This is a genomic window from Brucepastera parasyntrophica, assembly GCF_022376835.1.
Taxonomy (GTDB): domain Bacteria; phylum Spirochaetota; class Spirochaetia; order Treponematales; family Treponemataceae; genus Brucepastera; species Brucepastera parasyntrophica.
In genome coordinates this window covers 77,880-103,235 of the sequence record NZ_CP084606.1, presented here as the reverse complement: position 1 = coordinate 103,235, position 25,356 = coordinate 77,880, and the positions used below count along the sequence as shown (strand labels likewise).

The following is a 25,356-nucleotide window of genomic DNA, read 5'->3' as shown; positions in this document are numbered from 1 at the left end:
TCACACAGTGATACATGTATGCAGGGTGTGGTTTCAGCACAGCCCTGCATCATGTTATTCGAGGCGAGGGTTTAATACCCCAGACCAAAGGTCTGCCTGCTCTGCGGCAGTTTTTATAACAACCTATAAAAACGTTCGTTTTTGTAGGTTCCATGGTATTTAACCCGAGGCAATTCCACGGGAGAGAAAAATACTCCGCTGTTCTGCGGCGGAGTATTTTATTCCTTTACAAGTACGGCTTCCCAGCTGTAGTCGCCGGCTTCAATCAATACGGGTTTCATGCTTGTCTGTACCGATGCAAAGTCATCCACCCATTCCGCGCTGACTGAAAGAGTTTCAGCCATCAGATAATCCCGGAACAGGGTAAAGGCTTTTTTCAGTTTTTCCCTGTCCTCTTCAGGCTGTGCCTGTGTCGCGGAAACTGAAAGCTTTATACGGTCTGTTACCTCAAGACCCTTTTCCTTGCGGAGATTCTGGATTCCCCGCACCAGATCACGGACGCAGCCTTCGAGAAAAAGGGCTTCCGTTACTTCGGTATCAAGGCCGACAGTAAGCGTTCCGTCATTTATAACCTTGAGATTGGCTTTTTCAACACGGGTGACGATAATTTTTTCCGCGGTCAATTCAACATGCTGGCCGTCAACCTCAATGCTCAGTGTCGCGCCGTCCAGAATTGACTGAATTACGGAAGAAGAAAGTTTTTCTATTTCGGCTGCAAACTGTTTCATAGAAGCGCCCAGTTCCTTTCCGAGAACCCGGAAATTTGCCTTGGCGGTATATTCAACAAGTTCATCCTCTTTATCATGGAAAAGCACTTCCTTAACATTCAGTTCTTCCCTGATACTTTCTTCCATTTCGAGAAGGACCTTCTTCTCTTCCGGATTCCGTGTCACAAGTTCAACCGCCTTCAGGGGCTGCCGCGTTTTTAAATTAAACTGATAGCGGAGACTGCGCCCCATGGAAACAGCCTTTTGTACGGTATCCATTTTAAATTCGAGATGAAGATCCCGGAGCGATTCGTCATATACGGGATAATCCGCCAGATGGACTGACTCAGGATCACCATCATTTTTGAGATTCTGCCAGATGGTTTCAGTTATAAACGGAACAAACGGCGCCGCAATAAGTATAAGTTTTTTCAGCGCGTAATACAGTGTATCATAGGCAAGAGCCTTGTCGCCGTCATTTTCACTTTTCCAGAACCGTCTCCTGGAACGTCTGATATACCAGTTATTAAGCTGATCAATAAAAGTAACGACAGGATCAACCGCTCGGCTTAAATCGTATGCATCCAGGGCCTCGGTAACTTCTTTTACCATTTTTTCGGTAATTGAAAGAACCCAGCGGTCAAGCGGATTCTGGCTTGTTCCGTCAGCCGTTTTTCCGGCCGGACGTTCAACCTTATCGATATTGGCATAGGTAACATAAAAACTGTAACTGTTCCACAGGGGAATCATTATGCCTTTCAGAATATCGCGGACACCCTCATCCGTATATCTGAGATCATCAGCCTTTGTTACTGCGGAATGTATCAAAAACAAACGAAGGGCGTCCGCTCCGAATTCATTTACAACCATTATCGGATCAGTATAGTTCCGCAGAGACTTGGACATTTTTTTCCCGTCGGAAGCAAGAACAAGTCCGCTTACAATACAGTTATTAAATGCCGGCTTATCGAAAATAGCCGCTGCTAGTACGGTTAATGTATAAAACCATCCTCTTGTCTGATCAAGACCCTCAGAAATAAAATCCGCAGGAAAATGGCTTTCAAAATTTTCCTTATTTTCAAAGGGATAATGATACTGTCCGTACGGCATGGCCCCTGATTCAAACCAGCAATCCATAACTTCGGGAACGCGGCTCATTGTGCCGCCGCAGTCACAGGGGATCGTGATTTTATCCACAAAATGTTTATGCAAATCATCAGGATATACGCCGGACAGGTCCTTCAGTTCCTGACGGCTGCCAATGCAAAGGGTTTTACCGCAGTCGGGGCATTTCCATATCGGCAGCGGATTGCCCCAGTAACGGTTGCGGCTTATAGCCCAATCGCGGGCGCCTTCCAGCCACTTTCCGAACCGGCCGTCCTTGATATGCGCGGGCTGCCAGGTAATACCGGCGTTTGCCTTCAGCATACTCTGCTTGATATCCTCAACTTTGACAAACCAGCTGCTTACCGCCCGGTAAATGAGAGGACTGGAACAGCGCCAGCAATGGGGATAGGAATGCAGTATCTGATCACGCTTAACAAGTTTGCCTTCGGCCTTGAGCCGGTCCATAATAGCCTTGTCGGCATCCTTCACGAAAAGCCCCTGATAATCAGAAACCTCAGCGGTAAATTTACATTCGGCGTCTACCGGACAGACAGTTGGAACGCCGGTACCCTTGAATATTCTGTTATCGTCCTCACCAAATCCCGGAGCAGCGTGGACAATCCCGGTACCGTCTTCGGTTGAAACAAATCCGTCGACAAAGGTCCTGAAAGCGCCGCGGGTCCCGTCCTCATTTTTTTCAAGGCCGGAAAAATAAGGAAAGAGGGGTTCATAAGTAATACCCTGAAGTTCACTTCCCTTCTTTTTCCATATTATCGTGTAGTCATCCTTATTTTTATAGTAGGCGTCAAGACGGGCCTCGGCAAGGATATACCGTTCATCTCCGTCCGCAACGAGGACATAATCAATATCAGGTCCAAGTACCAGACCAAGATTGCTCGGAAGTGTCCACGGAGTTGTTGTCCATGCAAGAAGGAACGTCTTTCCGTCGGCAAGCTCTTCCGCTTTTTTAAAAGCTGAGGCTGCTCCGCTTCCCGGCATAATTCCCGTGATTTTAAACTTTACGGTTATGGCAGGATCATGCACATCCTTGTAGCCGCCGAGATTCAGCTCATGGTTTGACAAAACGGTAGCGCAGCGGGGGCAATACGGAAGAATATAAAAACCCTCATACAGAAGTCCCTTATCCCACAGAACTTTCATGCTCCACCAGATTGATTCCATATAATCGGGTTCCATGGTTTTATAGTCGTTATCAAAATCAACCCAGCGGCCCAGCCTTGTAATGGTCTGACGCCATTCATGAACATACCGGAGCACGCTTGCCCGGCAGGCCTCATTAAATTCCGCGACACCGTATTTTTCAATATCGGTTTTTGAATTGAGTCCGAGTTCTTTCTCAATAAGATTTTCAACAGGAAGACCATGACAGTCCCAGCCAAAACGGCGTTCGACCTTCTTCCCCTTCATAGTCTGGTATCGGGGAATAATATCCTTAATGGTATTCGGAACAAAATGCCCGAAATGGGGCATGCCGGTGGCAAAGGGAGGTCCGTCATAAAATACATACTCAGGAGCGTCCTCACGGTTTGCTATCGATTTTTTGAAAATGTCATTTTTTTCCCAAAAGGACAGAATTTTTTCTTCCTGCGCAGGAAAACTCACTTTTGGATCAACCGGTTCAAACATACTCGCAGACTCCTATATAGTCAAATAATTTAGATTATTTGACTATTTCCGATTGTAAGTGTTTCCGATGAAAAGAATTAACCAATTCCTTACATCAGAAACTTACAGTAAAGGATTATATTATATTTTGCATTTATGCAAAAACTTGAATAATTATACCAAATTTCTGAATTCATTTCTATAGAGAGGCAATTTTAAAACTGAGAAAGTTTTGAAATTGCAACCTTGGATGTAGCAAAAGAAAAATCTATTTCTTTATATCGAATAGAAATAGATTTTTCTTTGAAAAGCTTGTTACAAAACTAACCGAGTTTTGTAACAAGCTCTAGATATACTATTTTTTATATAAACGCAAGTCATTATCGGTACAGGCTGATGATTTACAGGTTTTTGCCGGAAATAAATCCTTGACTTTACGAAGCAAACAGTATATCGTTAAAAAAACATCGATATAACGAGGATAATGCATGGCCAGACAGAAAGTTACAGCTGCCCCGTCAATCAGACGCCTCCCGTCATATCTCCAGATTATCCGTCAATATCAGAATGAAGGCAATACATATATATCGGGAACGGTAATCGCCCAGGAACTCCATCTTGAGCCTATCCAGGTACGGAAGGACCTTGCAATAACCAGCATTGTCGGAAAACCTAAAAAAGGCTATCCCATAGAGGAACTTATCGCAGCGATTGAACATTTTCTCGGATGGGATAAAATGCAGCCCGCGATTCTGGTCGGAGCGGGAAATCTGGGAACCGCGCTCGCCGGTTACCGGGAATTCAAACTGCACGGCCTGAATATATGCGCCGCATTTGATCAGGACCCGGAAAAAGCCGGAAAAAATATACATGGAGTTCCTGTATACAGACCGGAACATATTCCGGAACAGGTTAAAAAACTGAACGCGGCTATCGCCATTCTGACAGTTCCTTCTTCAGATGCGCAGGCAATCGCCAATGATCTGGTGGAAGCGGGCATTACTGCGATCTGGAATTTCACAAATGCAAAACTGAAGGTCCCGGACCATATTATTGTCCAGCAGGAAGATTTAACTTCAGGTTACGCCATGCTCTGTGTTATGATAAATCTCAGGGAAAATGATAATACCTGAAAACAAAATCCGGGAACAGGCTGAAATGTTTGCGAACCGTCTTGATAAGCGGTTCCGGCATTTACGGAAATGGGCGGCAAGAACCGGAGTAAGCTGCTACCGCCTTTATGACCGGGACATTCCAGAAGTTCCTCTTGCAGTTGATCTTTTCAGAGAGCACAAAACGGAAAACCTGTATCTGCATTTCGCGCTTTATGAACGTCCCTATGAAAAAAATGAAGATGAAGAGGAATCCTGGCTGGAAGAAATGAAAAACACAGCCGGAAAGATTCTCAATATTCCGGACAGGAATATTTTTTCAAAAACACGGAAAAGACAGCGCGGAACGGAAAACCAGTACGGACGCTCAGAGGGCAAAGACTATACCATCATTATCGAAGAATATGGTTCGCTTTTCCGCATCAATCTTTCGGGATATCTTGATACCGGTATTTTTCTTGACCACCGCCCTGCCCGTCTGCAGGTAAAAAACAAAAGCAAGGGAAAAAATGTTCTCAACCTTTTCTGTTACACAGGGGCCTTTTCCATTCACGCTGCAGCCGGAGGAGCACGCTGTGTTGACTCGGTTGATATTTCAAAAACATATGTAGCCTGGACCTGCGAAAATTTCAGACTCAATGGTTTTCATCCGGAATCCGCAGCTTTTCCGGATTTTAAAAAAAACCGGAAAACTGTTCCGGCGTATAATAGTATTCAGATGGATGCAAAGGAATTTATCACTGAAATCAATTCATCATTTCCGGATAAAAAATGGGATATTATTATTTGTGATCCGCCTACATTTTCAAATTCAAAACGTACAAAAAATATTCTCGACATAAACCGCGACTGGGAAAAACTGTGCCTGAATTGCCTTGTTCTTCTTGCTCCGGGAGGAACCCTTCTTTTTTCAACGAATTCACGGTCATTGAAATTTGATGGGGATGCAATCAGAAAGCAGGTACAGGAACCGCTCGCTATCAGTGACCTGTCCGACAAGTCTATACCTGAAGATTTCCGTAACAGGAAAATACACCGTTTATGGGCCATACAAAAAAAAGACGCGGATATATTCTGGTCATGAGTCGGCATAGCTCCGTATAAGCATAATTGTTTTTACTATTTCCTCGTAAATGCGCCACCCCTTTTTCAGCCTGAAAAAATGGGGCTGCATTGCGACTTCAAAATGATCGACCTTTCTGAATCTCCGCCTTATATGCCAGATACCCGGCGATATTTTTTCTTTTATTTTTTTCCGGGCATTTAATGAGGCATGTTTTCCTATCCGTCCGAGCCGGGGATAATCCTGGGACGCGGAAGGACACATGCCGTCATTTGCGCGCCACATCTGGATTCTTTTTTTCCGCCAGCGTTTGCTTTTCGGCTTGTAATGTCCCATAGATAACGCAAACGGCCATAAATAAAAACGGGTAAAATAGAATAAAGGAAATTCATATTTTCCGAAAAGCGGAATTGTTGAACGCGTCACATAACTGAAATACCATGTATCGGGATATTCCTTCAGAAAGCGGTTATATTTTTCCATGGCGTTTGGAGTTAAATCATACAGGGCCCAGTCTATGTCCCTGATAAAATCAGGTTCATTCTGTATAACCGATAAAATTTCAAGCAGGGGGACTTTCCGGTCCAGTCCCCACTGGTCAAGATGCAAATCATACATCTTCGCAAGGTTTGGATGTCTGGTTTGAAACTTGGCGTACCGGTTCAATATTCTGAGGAGTATTCTGACCGCATAGGCATGCTGCTCAAGCAGACCGGTTTCTTCATTTGCCCCCATAACCCATGCAAGGGTTGAACCGTTATGAACTCCGGCGATTGAAGTAAGCGACCTTACCCATTTTGCGCTGGTATGTTCGGGAAAACCGCACTGTTCATAAAAAAAATCCGTTTCCAGAAGATACTGAAGCATCCGTATAACCACAGCTCCCATTGAATGCCCAACAAAATCAAGCGGGTGATCTTCGTCCCATGCGGGGTACAGCGCCATTTCATCTTCTGAAAAGCAGTCCGTACTCCGTTCCGATTCAGGAACATCAGGCTGGCATATACCGGGAAAGTGATAATACCGTGAATATTGCTTATGGTTATATTTTTTGCTATGGTCAATACCGTAATTTGTTAATCCGCCCTTTATATGAAAAAACAACTCGCAGGCCCGGTCATGCAAAGAAGAAATAGGCCCCATTGACGGGAAGATAAAGGGAGGAAGCGCGTCCCCCATTTTCTGTTTCAAAAACTTAGCAGAAACAAAATAAGGATATCCGCCAAGCTTACAGTCACCCCATCCAAACAGCCCGTGGCAAAAAACTATCGGAGTATCTGTGTTACCCATCAGTACTGTCTCCGGATATAAACGCGAAATATCTGATACTGCATAAAAACAATATAACAGAAAAATAAAAAAAATAAAGAGGTGTTCATGCCTCCCAGAGTCCAGGAAAAAACTTATTTTTTAATAAGACAGCTGTCAGGTTTTATAAATGCTTTTTTACGGACTTACAGACTTCAGACAAAACTTCTTTTGGGTTTTTCCTTTTAATTGAACAGACAAGTCTGACAGACAGGTCTGTTCAATCAGGAATGATTACTGTCCGTAATATGCTTTTTTATACAGTTCCGCAATCTCGCTTACCAGCGGATACCGCGGATTACCGCTGGTACACTGGTCATCAAAGGCCTGCATTGACAGATCCTCAAGATTACCGAGGAATTCTTCTTCGGTAACGCCATTTTCCTGGAGCGTTTCCTTAAGAGCCGAGGGGATTTCAAGTTTTTTCTTGAGTTCATCAATCGCAGCTATAAGTTTTTCCACCTTCTGTTCAGATGTTTTTCCGCCGAGGCCGAGATAGTCCGAAATACGGCCGTAGCGTTCTATCGCATTAGGATATTTGTACTGGGGAAACGCCGCCTGTTTTGTCGGCGCGTCCACCGCGTTAAACCGAATGACATCCGTTAATAGCAGGGCGTTTGCAAGTCCGTGAGGCACATGGTAAAGAGAACCAAGCTTATGGGCCATTGAATGGCAGACCCCCAGAAAGGCGTTGGCAAATGCCATACCGGCCATGGTGGAAGCGTGCGCCATTTTTTCGCGGGCCTTCAGATTCTTTGCACCTTCGTCGTAGGAGGCGGGCAGATATTTGAATATCAGTCTGATAGCTTCCAGCGCAAGCCCGTTTGTATACTCGGTTGCCATAACCGAAACGTAAGCCTCAATTGCATGGACAAGAGCGTCAATTCCCGAATAGGCTGTGAGTTTCTTCGGCATATTCATCACAAAATCTAGATCGATTATCGCCATATCCGGAGTCAGCTCATAATCCGCAATCGGATATTTCGCGCCGGTTACATCATCCGTTACTACCGCGAATGGGGTAACTTCAGAACCGGTTCCGCTGGTAGTCGGAATGGCGACAAAATAAGCCTTTTTGCCCAGGTCAGGAAATTTATATATCCGTTTCCGGATATCCATAAACCGCATGGCAAGCTCGCTGAATTTAGCCATCGGCTGCTCATACATAAGCCACATAATTTTCGCTGCGTCGATAGGGCTCCCGCCTCCGACCGCGATAATAACATCCGGTTTAAACATATTCAGAATATCCAAACCCTTATAGATGGTTGCCAGATCCGGATCGGGTTTTATGTCGGAAAAAATCTCAAACTGTATTCCCATGTTTTCCAGTATTCTCGTAACCTTGGAAACATAACCGGCGTCAAGCAGATACTGATCGGTAACAATACATGCCCGTTTTTTGCCGGCAAGGTCTTTTAGGCCTTCAGCTATCGCGTTTTGCTTGAAATATATTTTTGACGGCACCCGGAACCAGAGCATATTTTCTCTCCTCTGCGCAACAGTTTTAACATTAAGCAGGTGTTTAACCCCGACATTTTCACTTATGGCGTTCCCGCCCCAGCTTCCGCATCCGAGCGTCAGAGAAGGCTCCAGCCTGAAGTTGTAAATATCTCCTATGGCTCCCTGACTTGCCGGCATATTAACCAGTACCCGTCCGGTTTTCATCATTTCACCGTAGGTGCGGATACGGTCTTCATTCTGCTGGTCCGTGTACAGTACTGCCGTATGCCCCATTCCCTCGAGCTCAATCTGTTCAAGGGCAATTCTGCAGGCATCGTCAAAGTCCTTTGCCTGGAACATAGCGAGGACAGGCGAAAGCTTCTCATAGGCAAAGGGCTCGTCATGGGCTATTTTTGCAGTTTCGCCTATAAGAATTTTTGTTGACTCCGGTACTGTGATACCGGCCATCTTGGCAATTTCATAAGCAGGCTGCCCTACGATGGCGGCATTAATTTTCCCGTTTTTCATAATAACTTTATCAAGCTTCTTTTTCTCTTCAGCGCTGAGAATATATGCGCCCCGGTAAGTAAATTCTTTTTTGACGGCTTCATAAACCTTTTTCACCACAATAACAGACTGTTCGCTTGCGCAGATCATCCCGTTATCAAAGGATTTGCTGAGGAGAATGGAATTTACAGCCATTTTGATATGGGCTGTTTCATCGATAACGGCCGGGGTATTTCCCGCGCCGACGCCGATAGCCGGTTTTCCCGAAGAATACGCGGCTTTGACCATTCCAGGCCCGCCGGTTGCAAGTATCAGATTAACATCGGGATGCTGCATAAGCGCGGAAGTCAGTTCAAGTGTGGGGTTGTCTATCCATCCGATAATATCGGGCGGAGCTCCGGCGGCGACAGCCGCGTCCCGGACAATACGGGCCGCTTCTATTGTAGCGTCCTTCGCCCGGGGATGGGGAGAAAATATGATTGCATTTCTTGTTTTCAGCGTAATAAGGCTCTTGAAAATCGCGGTTGAAGTCGGATTAGTAGTCGGCACAATCCCGGCAATAATTCCGATAGGTTCAGCCATTTTGATAATACCGGCGTCATCATCCTCTTCGATAATTCCGCAGGTTTTTTCATCGGCGTATTTATTATAGATAAACTCGGATGCAAAATGGTTTTTTATAACCTTATCTTCAAAAACGCCCATCCCTGTTTCCTCAACAGCGAGCTTGGCCAATTTAAGGCGGTTTTCATTTGCAGCCTGCGCCGCGTGCCTGAAAATAATATCAACATGTTCCTGTGAAAATCCGGAAAATTTGCGCTGAGCTTCTTTGACCTTCTTTATAAGTTCGTTTAATTCTTCAATTGTATGTACTGTCATTTTTTCCTCCAATTCCGGGTGCCTTTTCTTTGGGTATCCGGATATATGTAATATGATAAATTTTTATCGAATTGTCAAGTATAAGATATTAATTTATCTATATTTTTTTATCAACTTGTCTATAAAAAAAGCTGCCATCTCCGGCAGCTTTTTTACTTACATAATACTTAGTCCTTGATATTGTAGCGCTTCTTGAAGCGGTCAATACGTCCGGCGGTATCAACCAGTTTTTGTTTGCCGGTAAAAAACGGATGACAGGCAGAACAAATTTCAACATTAATATTCTTTGCCGTTGAGGATGTCTCAATTACATTTCCGCAGGCGCAGGTAATTTTTGTTGGTGCATACGCAGGATGGATTCCCTTTTTCATGATAACCTCCATATTTTGGTATACAATTATGATTTTTACGTGCTGTTCTGAAACAGCACTGTTAAAATATCCATTATATACTGTAAACAACCGTAGGCCCTATTCCGTAACATAGGTTAACTGAATAGCGCTCCGGACTCTATTCCATTCCGGCCATACCTGTATTCATTGACTTCAGGAATGCTTCATTATTCTTGCTTTTTTTCATTCTGTCAATAAGGAGTTCCATAATTTCAGTATCATCCATGGGATTGAAAACTTTGCGGAGCACCCAGATTTTCTGTAATTCTTCTTCCGTAAGAAGAAGCTCTTCCTTCCTCGTTCCGGATTTCTTTATGTTCAGGGCCGGGAACAGACGGCGGTCGGACAGTTTCCTGTCAAGGTTAATTTCCATATTACCGGTTCCCTTGAATTCCTCAAAAATAACTTCATCCATACGGCTGCCGGTTTCAACCAGCGCGGTAGCGATAATTGTCAGACTCCCGCCCTCCTCGACATTGCGGGCGGCGCCGAAAATTCTTTTCGGTTTGTGCAGGGCGTTTGAGTCAACACCGCCCGAAAGGACCTTCCCTGAAGTAGGAACCGTCTGGTTATATGCCCGCGCAAGCCGGGTAATGGAATCGAGCAGAATGACAACATCCCGCTTGTGTTCGACTAGCCGCCGGGCTTTTTCAAGAACCATTTCCGTAACCTGCACATGGCGGGTCGCCGGCTCATCAAACGTAGATGAAATTACCTCGGCTTTAACGGTCCGTTCCATATCGGTAACCTCTTCGGGGCGCTCATCAATTAAAAGTACGATAAGATAAACCTCGGGATGATTTTCGGTAATGGCATTGGCAATTTTCTGCATAAGAATTGTCTTACCGGTACGGGGCGGAGCAACAATCAGCGCACGCTGGCCCTTTCCGATAGGACAGAACAGATTCATAATACGTGTAGAAAGTTCTTCGGATTTTGTTTCAAGATCAAGTTTTTCATCAGGATACAGGGGGGTCAGGTTATCAAAAGGAATACGGCTGCGGGCCGCCGAAACCTCATCAAAGTTTACCGATTCAACGCGGAGAAGCGCAAAAAAGCGTTCTCCTTCTTTCGGCGAACGGATCTGCCCGTAAACGGTATCCCCTGTTTTCAGGTTAAACAGGCGTATCTGGCTCGGAGAAATATAAATATCATCCGATCCGGGCAGATAGCTGTTCTGGGGGGAACGGAGAAATCCGTAGCCGTCCGGCAGGATTTCAAGGGAACCCGAAGCAAAAATAATTCCCCCATGTTCCGTATGGATTTTCAGAATCTGGAAAATTATTTCCTGTTTTTTCATCGCAGCCATATCATCATTGGAAATTCCGTATTGCATGGCAAGATCACGAAGGGCGTGCATACCCATTCTGGTTAATTCGTTGATTGTCAGCTTCGGCTTGTTTTCATTATCACCGGATGACTGCTCGGTATCCGGCGAGGCGTTATTCTGCTGAAATCCGTTTCTGTTCCGTTTATTGTCGCGGTACTCGCGGCCGCCGTTTTCCTGCCCGCCTTCATCACCGGACGCAGGTTTTCGTTTTGCTTTTGGACGTACTACTACTCTTTTTTCAGGAATTTCTCTTTCCGCTGATTTTTCTTCAGATTCAACAGACGCCGGATTATGTACCTCACTACTGTTTTCTTGAACTGCAGAAACTTCCTGTCCGACAGGTTCTTCTGCCTGAAAGTCACTGGATTGCTCCTGGAAATTCAGTTCTTCACCTTCCAGAATTTCTCCGGATTGACGTTTACTGATTGATGCCATGGGAATTTTCTCCATTAAATATTACATGACTGTTGTTTTAAAAGACACAATAATTGTTCTGATTTTCCGCTTGATATGAAATAAACTTGAATATCTTATTTTATCCCATATCGTGATTATGTGTCAAGCTAAAGCCAAACACGTCAAAAAATAAACACTTTTGGCTAAAGTGTTGTTACTACATTTTTTGCATTTTCATACTCGTCTATACATTTTTTTATATTATAACTGTCCCCTGCATAAGGAACATATTCAGAGCCGACTTTTTGAGTTAATTCAGTTCCCTTCCCTAACATAAGAATAATATATTTTTCATCGGAATTCCATACATATTCAACAGCTTTTCTTATCGCGGCGGTTCTGTCCGGGATACATTCATAGCGCTCCGTGTATTTTTGCACAAATCCCGCGACTTCGGCGGAAATCGAACTGATACTTTCATTTGCGGGATCATCCGCAGTAATATAAATATAATCGGCATTTTTTCCCGCTGTTTCACCCAAATCCTTTCTTCTGCCGGGCGCCTTGTTTCCGGTACAGCCGAAAACTGCAATTATTTTTCTGTCAGGATATTCTTTTTTGACTGTACTGAAGATTTTTTCAAAACTCAGTTTATTATGGGCATAATCAACAATTCCCAGTATTTTTTCGTCAGAGCTGTGATATATTTCCATTCTTCCCGGCGAGGCGGCCTTTTGAAGGCCTCGGATTATAATTTCCGGGCTGATATCCATACTCAGCGCTATTGCGATAGCCGCGAGCGCGTTTTCGACATTAAAAAGCCCGGGAATAGATAACTGCATATCGCCGGAATAAGCTGCGCTTTTGAGCGTAAAAACGGTATTTTTGCCTGTCTTCCGTATATTATACGCAAACAGGTCCGCGGCCGGATTGACCATTGAAAAGGTAACAACCTTTTTGCTGTGTTTCCGGGCTGTTTCAAGGATTTTTTCACTGAAATCGGCGTCCAGATTGATGCAGGCAATTTTTGTTTTTCCGAATATTTTCAATTTTGAGTTAAAATAATCGTCAAAATCGTCATGTTCCGCAGGTCCTATATGGTCTTCGGAAATATTCAGAAATGCGGCGGCATCGAAGCTGACATTATATACCCGGTCGTATTTTAATGACTGGGATGATACTTCCATAACAATATTCTGAAGTCCGCTGTCCGCAGCCGTATACAGAATTTCATGCAGATCAAAGGATTCCGGAGTGGTTAATTTCGATTTATAGGTCCGTTTTCCGTCATAAGTATCAATTGTCGATATAATCGCCGTATCGGGCAAACCTTCGGCGGACGCATGCTCGTCAAATATATATTTTGTAAAATACGCTGTTGTTGATTTACCCTTTGTTCCGGTAATCCCCAGTATTTTCAGTTTTTCAGTAGGATTGCCGAAATAGGCATGGGAAAGGATTGATAAGGAAACCCTGATGTCCCGGACAATTATACCGGGAATGCCGGCGCTGTATTTTTTTCACTAACATATACCAGAGCGCCCGATACGGCGGCATCCAGCAGATAGGATTCCTTAAAACCCGCGCCCTTACAGATAAACATCGTTCCCGGCTTAATATCGCGTGAATTATATGACATATACGAAATTTTTGAATCGAGGATTTCGCTGCAGGAATCAGCCGACAGCAATTGGTCATGGCCTGCTAACATTTCAATATAATCTTTTACGGAATAATGCAATATATCACCCTATATAAAACTAAAAAAATACTTCGCCGCAGAGCTGGCAGACCTTCGGGCTGGGGTATTCGCAGGTCGCGGAAGCGGCCATTACATACCTTACAGAACCAGCCGCAGGCTGATTAAAGCCTCGCCCCGAATAAAGAGAAAAGGTCAGGGTATTTCCGGAAGAAAAAAATCAGGAGTCCCCTGAACGCAGCTGCTCCTTTAAAACATCGGAACGGGTCGTAAAAACGTCTATATCAGGATTGGCTCTCAGCATTTCAACACTGCCTTCAAATGAAACGCCGTCAGCAATTCTCAGCCTCGATGCGGAAACATTTCCGTATACTACGCTTCCGGTATGCATTTCTACCCTGTCACCGGCGGTTATATTCCCTTTGACTGTCCCGTATATATAAACGGAAGCCGCATTTATATACTGGGCTTCACAGGAAGCACCTTTTTTTATTATCAGAGTGCCTGTAGCCTGGATATTTCCCTCAAATTTACCGGCAATTTGTACTTCTTCGGAAAATTTAAGGGTCCCGCGGAAATTTGTTTTTTCGCCAAGAATAGTTACTACTTTTTCTTTTTCAATATACCGGGCCATCACACACCTATTTGGTAGTCATTGTAAACACCCCGTCCCAGTCGGCGGGAGGCGGGTTTTGAATATAATAATCACAACGGTCAAAATACAGTTTGGCAGGACCATCATCAGGATTAATTTCCAGGGCTTTTGCAAAAGCGGCTTTTGCTTCCTGAAAATTCATCAGTTTGTACAACTTTCTGCCTTCAGCGAAAAAATCAAGAACCTGTTTTTGCTGTTCACTTATCATAGACTACTCACTATACTGTTTTCGCATTTCTGAAACAAGGAAATCAACTCCGATTTCATTATTTTTAAGTTTCTGGGCCTCTTCCTGCAGTTCGGCAACCTTTTTCTGAAGACTGGTATATTCAGCCTTGCAGGTGTCCATACTTTTACGCAGTTCCATATTTTCGGCAAGAATTTCAGCCCCATTGAGGGCTACAAGCTGGTTTGAGGCGAGGTCCGCATATTCAAGGAGCTTTACGGTAAGCTGCTCATACAGCGCGATTCTGGATTCACGTTTTTTAAGCTGGTCTATAAGGTCGTGGGTACGGAGTACTGACCGGAGACGGGCAAGAACCTCGGAAAAATTAAAAGGTTTCGTTATATAATCGTCAACACCCAGTTCAAAACCTTCAATTTTATCTTTTACGTCATCCATTGCGGAAAACATTACAATAGGAACGTCCCGCCATTTTTCAAATTCGGCCTCGTTTTTTATCTTCCGGGTTACTTCCCATCCTGACATACCGGGCATAATATTATCCAGCATTATCAGATCAGGATTAAACTCCTTAAGTTTTTCAAGAGCCTCAAGACCATTGGAAGCTTTTTTGACAACAAAACCAAGCTTTGAAAGCATGAGATCAAAAAACTCCACATTAATCTGTTCATCATCAACAATCAGGATTTTTTTCTTGTTTCCATATATCCTTCATTTTCCTATATATGCCGAAGTTTTGTCAATATTCCAATTACAAGAATAAGAACTGATGCTCCTGTAAACAGGATCCCCCACAGGTCACCCCAGATCCGGTACAATGTTTTGTGCCGGTCCCCCACAAGAGGAATTTCCCCGACTAGATAGGTTTCGGTAAACGGGCCGGCCATGGACAGAATCCTGCCGTTCGGATCAATAAAACAGGTTTGCCCGGAAGCGGTTGACCTGACCATGGGGACCCTGTTTTCTACGGTCCGGAAAACGGCCATGCTCAAATGCTGATACTGCGAGACGGCGTCATTAGCCCAGGCGTCATTTGAAAGGTTTACTATGGCCCTGGCTCCCTTGTTAACAAATCTCCGTGAAATATATCCGAAAGTATCCTCAAAACAGACCGGGGTTGAAAAATCAAGTCCGTCGACCGAAAAAACTGCGGGATCAGTCCCTTTTTCCCAGAAGTGGGTATCATTTTGTTCAAGCAGATCATAAATCCACGGGAAGGCTTTCCGGTACGGAAAGTGCTCAGTAAAAGGAACCAGATGCATTTTCCTGTACCGTTCCGGCGCCGGCGGATATACATTTTCACCGGGCCTGAAAAGGAAGACTGCATTATAATCCACCCGGCCGGGGCGTCCGTCCGCGGTATGGCCTTCAGGAACGGCATCATCATTGCCCAGGACAAAGGGAACAGGCGCCTTATTCAGGTATGAAAGAAGCTGTGCAACAAGTTCATACATTTCCGGATCTTCCCGAAAACGGTAATGCCATGCAATACGGGGAATGAAGGCTGTTTCCGGCCATACGACAAAACTGATATCCTGGTGTTCCTGCAGAGCTCTGTCGGAAAGCCGGATCATGGTATTAAGGTCGCGCCTGTAAGCGGCGGCCCCGCCCTGCCAGGGATCACTGTTCGGCTGTATCAGGGCTATTTTCCGCGTTTCATTCCGGCTGTAGTCCGCCGGTGAAACCAGTCCGAATAGTATGGTAAAAACAAGAAAGGCAGACCACACAATGCCGGGCAGCGCATTCTTTTTGCAAAAGAAGGGAAAGAGGCCAGCCATCCGGAAATTTTTCCCGTACAGGAATCCTTTATGCCGCCTGCAATCCATGCTGAGGGAAAAACTACCAGAGCAGACACCCCCCAGACTCCGAAAATCGAAGCAATTTGAATTATGACAGGCCATGACCATTGAGAATAACCGATAATGCCATATGAAAAACCAGTAAAACCGAGTGTTTTTACGTACTCATAACCGATCCACAGTATCCACTGGGCAAGATACCCGTAACGGGGAAAAAGCATGTCCGCCAGTTTCAGCAGCGGAACCGTTATCATTAAATAAAAAAAATAGAGGGCCGCAATAACATACATTGCCAGGGGATGAAAAGCCGCAAGCCAGTACGTATACAGACAATAGCAGAGCAGCCCGTAAAAAGCCCCCACAGAAACGAAAAACGGAAAGAAATACGGCGTATCAGTATAAAGAGCGGGATAAATGCTATATATCCCAACAGGGGCAGGCCGTTCAGGGCAATTCTGCTCGGCTGCGGTAAAGCGAAAAATAAAACGGAAAGGGCTAAAAGCGCAACATTAACAAAAAATGACTGCAATTTTCCCGGCCGTGGTTCATTTTCTGCTTTTTTGTCCATCAATTGCTGTCCTTTTCCCTGGAGCGGGAAGGCATATCCCATACATTATTCCGCAGTTCCTTTCCTGAACGGAAGGCAACCACTGCATGATCTTCCACGCTTACGATCTCGCCTGTCTTGGGGTTCCGCGCCTTTTTCCGCCCTTTTCTTTTTCGGATTTCAAAGGTCCCGAAACCGCGCAGCTCAACCGACTGGCCATTTTCAAGTGACTGCTTAATTTCACGCAAAAACTGGTCAACAACTATCCGTATTGTTTTTAACTCGCTGCCTGTTTTTTCATAAATGCCATCAACAAGATCGCTTTTTGTCTGTTTCTTATCATGCATAATCAAACCCCATCATTTTATGCAATTGGTAGACACCGGAACTGTGAAAAAAAACCGCAATAGGTACACTATCGCGGTTTTACATCATGTGCGGCAATTGGAAACTAAAAGTTTTTTACCGCGCTTTTAGTCTTGAGTAACACAAAGAATACTATTTTACGGTAAAAGTAGCGTTATACAATTTCTGCATGCGCGACTTTTTGCGGGCTGCAGCGTTGCGGGAAATAATACCCTTGCGGGCCGCGGTGTCAAGTTCCTTTACAAGATTACGCAGAAGATTTTCCGCATTATCCGATTCGTTTGCATGAACGCTTGCTACATACTTTTTAGCACTAGTCCGCACAGAACTTTTCACAGCTCTATTTCTTATTCTACGCTGCTGACTCTGTTTGTGTCTTTTTTCTGCAGATGATTTTTTTACTGCCAAAGGGAACCCCGAATAAAAACTGTTTTATCAGAATACCAAATCACTTTATCCTAGTCAAGTATAGGCGGTAAAACAGCGCAAATAAAATACTCCGCCGCAGAGCAGTCAGCTCGAAGAGCTGCAGACCTTCGGTCTGGGGTATTCGCAGGTCGCGGAAGCGGCCATTAAATCAGTACCTTACAGAACCAGCCGCTGGCTGATTAAACCCTCGCCGGTAACTGCGTCAGAGGGCTTACTTGACACGGCGGACGGAATTCTTTATTTTATTAACATATATAAACGTAACTTTAGACGCCAGTTTAAGGTTTTACAGGTATATTCTATATTTATTAACAGGAGATATACATGGGTTCAGCAAGTAAAAACTCCCGTACCTCTGTCGCGACACAGAAGTTTTTCTGTTCCTGCGGCGGCGAAGTTGTGATGAAAACCCTGTTTGAAAGCGGAAAACTCAAAAATGTCGCGGAATGCACAAAATGCAAACGCACAGAACGCCGTCCAAAAGACTTCAAATAGCAAAAGCATTACATAGAGGTATCTGTAAAAAAGCTTTATAGGCGCTGCCTGTAAAGCTTTTTTTTATTTACGGTAAGGCCTCTTTCTGTGTCCCGGATTCCTGTTTTCTCCAGGCATCCAGTTGTTTCTGGATTAATGCCTTTCCCTCTTCAAGTATATGGATCTGTTCGGCCTTGTTTGTTGGAGCCGGGTATATTTTTACGATTTTGACCCGGTAAAAACCGCCGTGCAGATTTTTCGCAAAGCCCTTCAGGGTAGAGATCCGCCAGCCGCCGTCCAGAGCGCAAACGGCAACAGGCATCGGGGCCACAGTCAGGAAACGCCTGAAGCCGGCGGCATGGAATGTACCCAGAGATCCGTCCTGGGACCGGGTCCCTTCAGGAAAAATAACCGGTATCCAGTTGTTCTCCTTGACTCTTTCGGCAAAAAGATCCATGGCTTTCATTGTTTTTGAAGGACTTCCCGTTCTGTCGATGAGGCCATGGCGGTCGCTTTTAAGCATAACAGAAACAAGAGGGACATTTCTTCCGAGTTCGGCCTTTGCAACAAACCTGAGGCGTGGACCGTCAAGAAAGCGCATAAAAAGCGGAATATCAAGCAGGCTCTGGTGATTGGACATTATCAGATACTGTTCCGGAAGTTCATCAACGTGATCCTTTTCGCCGGCAAAATGAAAATTCATGTAAGCGGAGAATATTGAAAAAATCCGACTGGCATAGGTCGTGGTTATAATCCGGTTTACCTTCTGGCTCAGCTTTGTGCTTATACCGTATGCAAAACGGTTCACCAGTGCAATCCAGCCCATTGAAACGAAAAGACAAAGCAATGTTATAAGAGTCATTCTGAATACCCCTGCCTGTCTGCAAAAGACCTGTTCACAGACAGTTTCACAATGAATATCCGGCTGATGCCGGACGGCACAGCAGATATTCATTCAATTGAATTTGCGGATCTGTTTGCATTTAAATCAGATTTGCAAACTCCTCCTAAAAAAAGAATACTCTGAATTGGCAAGAAAGGAAAGGGGGTTGTTTCTTTATCCCTGTGGATTTCAAAATCATTTGGACAGAAAGCATAAAACCTGTTCCGTAGTCAGTCGCAGCAAATAAACCTCTTGCTAGTTATACAGAAATGATTCGATTTTTCTGCATATTTCGTTTAGCGGCGCAAAAAACTGGATTGTTTCGGGAATACTGTCAAGGAATATTTTTCCATACCGCTTTGCGGCTATTCTCCTGTCAAGGACAGTAACTATACCGCGGTCAGTTTTGCGTCTTATGAGTCGCCCGAAGCCCTGACGGAACCGTATAACGGCATCGGGAAGGCTCAGTTCCATAAATGGGCTGCCCCCTTTTTGAGCTATAGCTTCGGAACGGGCCTGCTGGACAGGATCATTCGGAACGGAAAACGGGAGTTTAACAATAATGACATGGGAAAGTGTTTCGCCCGGTACATCAATTCCTTCCCAGAAAGAATCTGTGGCAAAAAGTACGCTTGATTCATCATTTTTAAACGATTCAAGGAGGCGGCTTCTGTCATCATCGCCCTGTTTTAATACCGAGATACCAAGCGGCGCAAGAGCCCTGCGGGACGCTTCACAGGCTGAATTAAGAGATTCATACGAGGTAAACAGGACAAGCGCATGACCGCCTGTGGATTCGAGAAGGGATATAATGGCTTTTTCAATAAAATCCTGAAAGCCGTTCTCCTCAGGCAGGGGCGCATTTTCAGGTATGCACAAAAGGACATTGGTTTTATACGGAAAAGGCGATTCGTATACCCCCGAGTCGACGCGGTCGTCCTCAATTCTGGATACTCCGGTGCGCTGCATCCATATATCAAATCTTCCGGCTATCCTGAGGGTCGCCGATGTACAGACGATTGATCGGAATGGTTCAAAAACCCCTTCCTGCATCATGGGCGCAACGGAAAGAGGCGTTTGGACAAACCGGGGATACCACATTTCACCCTGTACAGACTGCGTCCCGCGTTGGGACAGGCGTTTTTTTTCTATCCAGAAAACTGATTCAGGCCGCTCAGTCCACTCGGTAAAATGCTGGCACAGGCTCCCTGTCATTTCAAGTCTGCGCAGGGCAAATTTTGTTTCCCAAACAACCGGCTCATTCTGTAAATCTTCCGGGATACCCTCAAGTATTGTCCTGACTATTCCGGCAAGGACTGAAATTTTTGTCCTTAATTCGCTTATCCGGCTCAGTAACCGGTCGGCGATTACCGCTGTTTTTTCCGAAAGCCGCCAGGAAAAATCCCCGCCGAGAATTTCAAGAGCTGAAATTTCAGCCTGTTCGAAAGTATCCCGTATATCCCTGACCGCCGAATATGCATTTTCAAGTTCCGCGTCTCCCGAAGACATATTGGCCAGGGTTATAAGGTGACCGCTGACTGCGGCTTTCCGGATACGGTACAGCACGGAAAGCTGTTTATTTATTTTAAATCGGGTAAAGTCTTCGGAAAAAAAGCTTGTTGCGGCATCCTCCATGCCGTGGGCTTCGTCAAAAACAATGTTCCTGAAGGGAGGCAGCACAACAGCGTCTTCATATCCGGCGCCCATCATGCGGGCTTCAAGATCGGCGAAAAGGAGATGGTGGTTTACAACCAGAAGAGAAGCCGAAGCTGCCTCTTTGCGGAGCTGAATTACAAAACAGTTTTCATGAAATGCACACCGCATGCCCATACAGGCGTCAGATTCTGAGCAGATGCGGGACCACACCTGTTCCCTGGGAAGAAAGGAAAGGGACGTTTTGCTGCCGTCCGCCGTTGTCTGGAGCCAGTCGGAAAGCTTTTCCAAATCTTCAAGTTCATCATCAAAGAGTTCCCTGTCGCGAAGAGCCTCTGCAAAACGGCGCCGGCATATATAGTTCTGGCGGCCCTTCATTAAAACGGTTTTTGCCTGCTTCCCCAGAATTTTCTGGGCCATCGGTATGTCCTTTTCCACAAGCTGCTGCTGCAGGTTTATTGTTCCTGTTGAAATTACTACTTTATCATTATTATTAACCGCCCACAAAACGGCAGGAAGCAAATAGGCAAAGCTTTTTCCCACACCGGTGCCGGCTTCAAAAACACCGATATGTCCATTGTTAAGAGCCTCTGCGACGGATGCAGTCATATGGATTTGGGAAGGACGGACTTCATAATTTTCCGATAACTCCGTCAGAGGACCTGTTTCATCCAGAAAAGAAGAAACCTCATAACTGTCGAGCAGTTTTATTTCCCGCTTCAGGACCGGTTCCACAACCACATATAAATCAGTTACGGTATTATTTGTAATGTAAAAGCCTTTTCCTGATTCGGCCATATTTGAGGCAATAGCAAGGTCGGCGTCACTGGGTACCAGCATGCCCGAAGGATGATTATGTATAAGAACATCGGAATCTCCTATCGCCGCTTTGACAACAGGCACAGCATGTTTATGTCCCCTCGCGGCAATACGGATATCAGCAACAGTACCATTACTGTCACAGGTACCAATCATAAAGACTTCATTTCCCGAAGCCTGTTTTATGGCATCAGCGATACTGTTTCTGACATTTTCCGATAGTTTTTGCTCAATTTCAGTCATGTATTTCCGCCGGATTCCACCGGAACAGGAAGTCTGCAAACAACCTGTTTTTTCTTTAAAACAAAAAACGGCAGTATAAGTATTTAGAACACTTACCTGCCGGTTCGAGCATCTCCTGGGGGAATTGAACCCCCGTTGTCGGGATGAAAACCCGATGTCCTGACCACTAGACGAAGGAGACATATATACTGGATATACATTTTATAATGGGCTATTTATACCAAAGGTCCGAAGAATTGTCAATAACCTGCAAAAAAATAAGGGATTTCAAAACAGAAGAGTCAGTCAAAAAAGAGAGTAAGTCCATAGACGTTTGCGCAGCCTGCTTCTTTTAAGGCGGAAGCGCATGCGTCAAGGGTCGCACCGGTGGTCATCAGATCATCCATGACAATTACCGTTTCAGGAGGTTTTATTTTTTTCTTTACTGAAATATGGCCCTTTATGTTTATTCTGCGGGCCAGTCGGCCCAGCTGTTTTTGCTGAATGCGGGTGTCCCGTTCAAGACATCTGCAGACCGGAATATGATATTTACTTTCAAGTATTCCGGCTATTTCTTCTATCTGGTCCCATCCCTTTTCCCGGATTTTACCCGGCCGGGGCGGAACCGGAACCACCGGAATATCCGCCGGTATGAATATTTCAGCCATACAGCGTGCAAAAAGCTGTGACAAACCCCTCATTCCGCTTATTTTCCAGAGGGTCAGCAGCTCCCTGTTTTCCCCGAAATAAGGAAACAGACAGAGGTTCCGGTCAACAGCAGATAAAAAAGCTGTTTTCCGGCAATTGGCACAGAGCGCAACAGGAGACGCAAGGAGGCAGCCGCACTTTCCGCAGCGGTTTTCGTCCTTATTATAAAAAGATAAACCGCGGATTTTTTTCAGAAACCCGCTTTCAAAACAGGAAAAACACAGAGGGGTCCCGGTTTCCGTTATGCTGCCGCAAATAAGGCAAGTCTGCCTGATAATATATTTTGCGCATATATTGCGGAGTGTACCCGCAAAATCGGTTGTCATATAGTTTTTTTATACGCAAAATACTTTTTTTGCCCATTTTCAGGGCAGGAGAACTGCATCGTAAAAATTTCGGAAGGAAGCAACAGCCCTAAATCTGCTATTTTGACGGAAACAGCAGATTTTTCCATCTGGTTATATGGGAAAGCGCGTCCAGAGGTGTAATGGCATCAGGATTGAGGGTTATAATTTCATCAATAACCAATTCTTCTTCCGAAAAAAGCTGAGGAACCGGAGTTTTCACGGAACTGTGTTTTTCTTTTTTGCTCTCATCGGGAGGGCTTATTACTGTTTTCCCCGGAAGGGAATTCGCGAGGATTTCATTTGCACGCCGCACCACAGCATCGGGAATGCCTGCAAGCCTTGCAACATGTATGCCGTAGGAATTTGCCGAAGCTCCTGGTTTTACGCGTTTTAAAAACACCACATTGCCTTCCGTTTCAAGAACATCAAGACAAAAATCCGCCAGACGGGGATGCTTTATCTGCGACAGTTCATGGTAATGAGTCGCAAACAATGTTTTCGCGCCTGTTTTTTCCAGCAAATATTCCGTAATTGCCCAGGCAATTGACAGACCGTCCTCTGTAGAAGTTCCCCGCCCGACTTCATCCATAATAACCAGGCTTCTTTCTGTCGCGTTCCGGAGTATATGGGCTGTTTCGGTCATTTCAACCAGAAAAGTTGATTCTCCCCGGGCAAGATTATCCGAAGCCCCTACCCGGCAGAATATCCGGTCGACAGGAGTAATTTCCGCTGACTCCGCGGGAACAAAGGAGCCGATCTGGGCAAGCAGAACGATAAGGGCGGTCTGCCGCAAAAAGGTACTTTTTCCCGCCATATTGGGACCGGTAATCAATGCGAAGGAAGGCAGTTCCGCATTTTCCGCGGAGGAAAGGCAGATACTGTTCGGTATAAATTCTCCCGAGGGCAGATGCGCCTCAACAACCGGATGCCGTCCTTCCTGTATACACATATTCCCGTTATCGGAAAAAACAGGACGAACCCAGGCATTTACTGTTGCCGAACGCGCGAAAGACTGAATAACATCCATTTCCGCGATTTCACGGGAAATAAGAAGCAGTTCTCCTGTTTTTTCCGCAATAGTACTCCGGATTTCCAGAAAGAGTTTTTGTTCAAGTTCATTAATATTCGCATGCACATTATTCAATTCGGTTTCGAGTTCTATGAGCCGGTCTGTTGTATAGCGGTCGCCATTTGCCAGAGAACGCCGCCGGATAAAATGTTCGGGAACAAAGCTCAGGTTGCCCTTTGAAACTTCAAAGAAGTAACCGATAAGTCTGTTGTATTTGATTTTCAGATTCTGGATACCGGTCAGTTCCCGCTCTTCCATCAGATATTTTTCAAGGACCGCATTTGAATTATCGCGGAGCATATGCAATTCATCAAGGCGCTCAGACCATCCTTTTTTTATAAGCCCGCCTTCATTAAGCATAATGGAACAGTCATCCAGTACCGATTTTTCTATCAATGAGAAAATCCCGTGCGCGGCAGAAATTTCAGTATCCGTTATAAATGAAAACGGTATGTCACACTCCCGGAAAATATCAGCAAGTTTGAAAAAATGCGCCGCGCTCTGTTTCAGGGCTATTATATCCTTTCCATGGGCGCGTTCCATGGCGATCCGTCCGGTTAACCGTTCGATATCAAGGATTGAAGAAAGGATTTCACGCGAACGGACGAGCTGCTTCTGGTCACGGTAAAGCCGCCCCACCCTGTCAAGCCTTGCGTCTATTTTTCCGCTTTCCGTCAGAGGATGGTGCAGCCAGTTTCTCAGAAGCCGGGCGCCCATTGCCGTACAGGTCTGATTCAGGACTTCATATAATGTATAGGAAAGGCCTGCGTCACGGAGATTCTGGTCAAGTTCAAGATTTTTGCGGGTCGAATCGTCAATCGATACAAATTCAGTCTCGCTGAAAATCCGCAGATTATTTATATGGGAAATTGATGAACCTGCCGTCTGCTCAAGATATTCAAGCAAAATTCCCGCCGATGGTATTTCGGCGTCACCTTCTGTCAGGGAAAAGGCCTGCAGGGTTTCTGTGCCGAAATGCCTGCACAGGCGGCGGAAGGAAGTATCCTGAACAAAGCTCCAGTCAGGGTACCGGTTGATAACCAGATCAGGGTATTCGCTCAGAATCTGCTGAATTTCAGGATAATCCGAAAGGAGCGACTGCTGTATGAGAATTTCACGGGGATGGATCCGCCCCAGTTCTTTCCGCAGATGTTCACCCGCGGATTCGGAAAAAAAGGATGTAGCGGCGAATTCTCCCGTAGTTATATCAATATAGGCGAAGCCTATTTTTTTCTTTTACCTGAATTTGACAAAGAAACCGCGGCAAGATAGTTGTTAACAGTTTGATCAAGATAATCGTCTTCGGTAGCTGTCCCGGGAGTAATAACCTCAATGACTTTTCTCTCGGCCAGCCCCTTCCCGGGCCCCGGAATGGATATTTGCTCGCAGATGGCAATTTTTTTGCCGGCCCGCAAGAGCCTGGCTATATAAATCTTTGACGCGTGATACGGTATTCCGCACATGGGATTTCCCGCGCGATGGGTCAGGGTTAAATTCAAGAGTTTGCTGACTTCTATGGCGTCTTCATTGAACATTTCATAAAAGTCACCCAGACGGAAAAACAATACCGCATCGCGGTATTGCTCCCGTATTTTGAGATATTGCACCATCATAGGTGTGAGTTCTGACATA

At 45.1% G+C, this 25,356-nt stretch carries 19 protein-coding genes, 1 tRNA gene and 2 pseudogenes; 3 read left to right on the top strand and 19 right to left on the bottom strand.

Features of this window, described 5'->3' with window-relative positions:
- Nucleotides 1–218: 218 nt before the first annotated feature.
- On the bottom strand, nt 219–3,461 hold the full coding sequence (gene ileS, locus K7I13_RS00455) for an isoleucine--tRNA ligase (protein ID WP_255947140.1): 3,243 nt from the start codon (nt 3,459–3,461) through the stop codon (nt 219–221).
- A 467-nt stretch (nt 3,462–3,928) separates the two neighbouring features.
- Here ileS and K7I13_RS00450 point away from each other — a divergent pair, with 467 nt between their 5' ends.
- Nucleotides 3,929–4,573 (top strand): redox-sensing transcriptional repressor Rex, encoded by a 645-nt coding sequence (locus tag K7I13_RS00450; RefSeq protein ID WP_255947139.1) that lies wholly within the window; start codon nt 3,929–3,931, stop codon nt 4,571–4,573.
- Nucleotides 4,560–5,636, top strand: coding sequence for a class I SAM-dependent methyltransferase (locus K7I13_RS00445; RefSeq protein WP_255947138.1), 1,077 nt, complete (start codon nt 4,560–4,562; stop codon nt 5,634–5,636). Before K7I13_RS00450 ends, K7I13_RS00445 begins: the two co-directional genes overlap by 14 nt.
- Here the strand turns inward: K7I13_RS00445 and K7I13_RS00440 are convergent.
- The 13 genes and pseudogenes from K7I13_RS00440 to rpsT all read right to left on the bottom strand — a co-directional run bounded on the left by K7I13_RS00440 (nt 5,631) and on the right by rpsT (nt 17,528).
- Nucleotides 5,631–6,905, bottom strand: a complete 1,275-nt coding sequence (locus K7I13_RS00440; RefSeq protein WP_255947137.1) for a lipase-like domain-containing protein — start codon at nt 6,903–6,905, stop codon at nt 5,631–5,633. The two genes, K7I13_RS00445 and K7I13_RS00440, sit on opposite strands and share 6 nt — an antisense overlap.
- A 252-nt stretch (nt 6,906–7,157) precedes the next feature.
- The gene (gene adhE / locus K7I13_RS00435; protein WP_255947135.1) at nt 7,158–9,752 is read right to left on the bottom strand and encodes a bifunctional acetaldehyde-CoA/alcohol dehydrogenase; all 2,595 of its coding nucleotides are present in this window, start codon (nt 9,750–9,752) and stop codon (nt 7,158–7,160) included.
- 167 nt (nt 9,753–9,919) lie between these two features.
- Entirely contained in the window at nt 9,920–10,123 is a 204-nt protein-coding gene (gene rpmE / locus K7I13_RS00430; RefSeq protein ID WP_255947133.1) for a 50S ribosomal protein L31, read from the bottom strand.
- Nucleotides 10,124–10,262: 139 nt separating this feature from the next.
- Nucleotides 10,263–11,573, bottom strand: a pseudogene (rho, locus tag K7I13_RS00425) (transcription termination factor Rho); the annotation flags it as partial.
- Between the two features lie 500 nt (nt 11,574–12,073).
- Nucleotides 12,074–13,330, bottom strand: a complete 1,257-nt coding sequence (locus K7I13_RS00420; RefSeq protein ID WP_255949375.1) for a Mur ligase family protein — start codon at nt 13,328–13,330, stop codon at nt 12,074–12,076.
- 29 nt (nt 13,331–13,359) lie between these two features.
- On the bottom strand, nt 13,360–13,611 hold the full coding sequence (locus K7I13_RS00415; RefSeq protein WP_255947132.1) for a hypothetical protein: 252 nt from the start codon (nt 13,609–13,611) through the stop codon (nt 13,360–13,362).
- Between the two features lie 178 nt (nt 13,612–13,789).
- Nucleotides 13,790–14,203: a bactofilin family protein gene (locus K7I13_RS00410; protein WP_255947131.1), complete on the bottom strand. Its 414-nt coding sequence runs from the start codon at nt 14,201–14,203 to the stop codon at nt 13,790–13,792.
- A 7-nt stretch (nt 14,204–14,210) separates the two neighbouring features.
- The gene (locus K7I13_RS00405) at nt 14,211–14,432 is read right to left on the bottom strand and encodes a tetratricopeptide repeat protein (RefSeq protein ID WP_255947130.1); all 222 of its coding nucleotides are present in this window, start codon (nt 14,430–14,432) and stop codon (nt 14,211–14,213) included.
- Nucleotides 14,433–14,435: 3 nt separating this feature from the next.
- A complete protein-coding gene (locus tag K7I13_RS00400; RefSeq protein WP_439647452.1) occupies nt 14,436–15,065 on the bottom strand; it encodes a response regulator transcription factor in 630 nt (209 codons plus the stop codon).
- A 62-nt stretch (nt 15,066–15,127) separates the two neighbouring features.
- Nucleotides 15,128–16,135, bottom strand: coding sequence for an apolipoprotein N-acyltransferase (lnt, locus tag K7I13_RS00395; protein ID WP_255947129.1), 1,008 nt, complete (start codon nt 16,133–16,135; stop codon nt 15,128–15,130).
- Nucleotides 16,051–16,569, bottom strand: coding sequence for a carbon-nitrogen hydrolase family protein (locus tag K7I13_RS00390; protein ID WP_255947128.1), 519 nt, complete (start codon nt 16,567–16,569; stop codon nt 16,051–16,053). Before K7I13_RS00390 ends, lnt begins: the two co-directional genes overlap by 85 nt.
- A 205-nt stretch (nt 16,570–16,774) precedes the next feature.
- On the bottom strand, nt 16,775–17,101 hold the full coding sequence (locus K7I13_RS00385; protein ID WP_255947127.1) for an HU family DNA-binding protein: 327 nt from the start codon (nt 17,099–17,101) through the stop codon (nt 16,775–16,777).
- 151 nt (nt 17,102–17,252) lie between these two features.
- Entirely contained in the window at nt 17,253–17,528 is a 276-nt protein-coding gene (gene rpsT / locus K7I13_RS00380; RefSeq protein ID WP_255947126.1) for a 30S ribosomal protein S20, read from the bottom strand.
- A 345-nt stretch (nt 17,529–17,873) separates the two neighbouring features.
- Here rpsT and K7I13_RS00375 point away from each other — a divergent pair, with 345 nt between their 5' ends.
- Nucleotides 17,874–18,044: a hypothetical protein gene (locus tag K7I13_RS00375; protein ID WP_255947125.1), complete on the top strand. Its 171-nt coding sequence runs from the start codon at nt 17,874–17,876 to the stop codon at nt 18,042–18,044.
- A 67-nt stretch (nt 18,045–18,111) separates the two neighbouring features.
- Here K7I13_RS00375 and K7I13_RS00370 read toward each other — a convergent pair whose 3' ends face one another.
- From K7I13_RS00370 to mutS, 5 genes and pseudogenes are all read right to left on the bottom strand, one after another.
- Nucleotides 18,112–18,885, bottom strand: coding sequence for a lysophospholipid acyltransferase family protein (locus K7I13_RS00370; protein ID WP_255947124.1), 774 nt, complete (start codon nt 18,883–18,885; stop codon nt 18,112–18,114).
- A gap of 276 nt (nt 18,886–19,161) precedes the next feature.
- Nucleotides 19,162–21,621 carry a helicase C-terminal domain-containing protein gene (locus tag K7I13_RS00365; protein ID WP_255947123.1) on the bottom strand — a complete coding sequence of 820 codons (2,460 nt, stop codon included), beginning with the start codon at nt 21,619–21,621 and terminating at the stop codon, nt 19,162–19,164.
- Nucleotides 21,622–21,730: 109 nt separating this feature from the next.
- A tRNA-Glu gene (locus tag K7I13_RS00360) sits at nt 21,731–21,802 on the bottom strand.
- A 100-nt stretch (nt 21,803–21,902) separates the two neighbouring features.
- Nucleotides 21,903–22,634 (bottom strand): ComF family protein, encoded by a 732-nt coding sequence (locus tag K7I13_RS00355; protein ID WP_255947121.1) that lies wholly within the window; start codon nt 22,632–22,634, stop codon nt 21,903–21,905.
- A gap of 97 nt (nt 22,635–22,731) precedes the next feature.
- A pseudogene (gene mutS, locus K7I13_RS00350) lies at nt 22,732–25,337 on the bottom strand (DNA mismatch repair protein MutS).
- Nucleotides 25,338–25,356 lie beyond the last annotated feature (19 nt).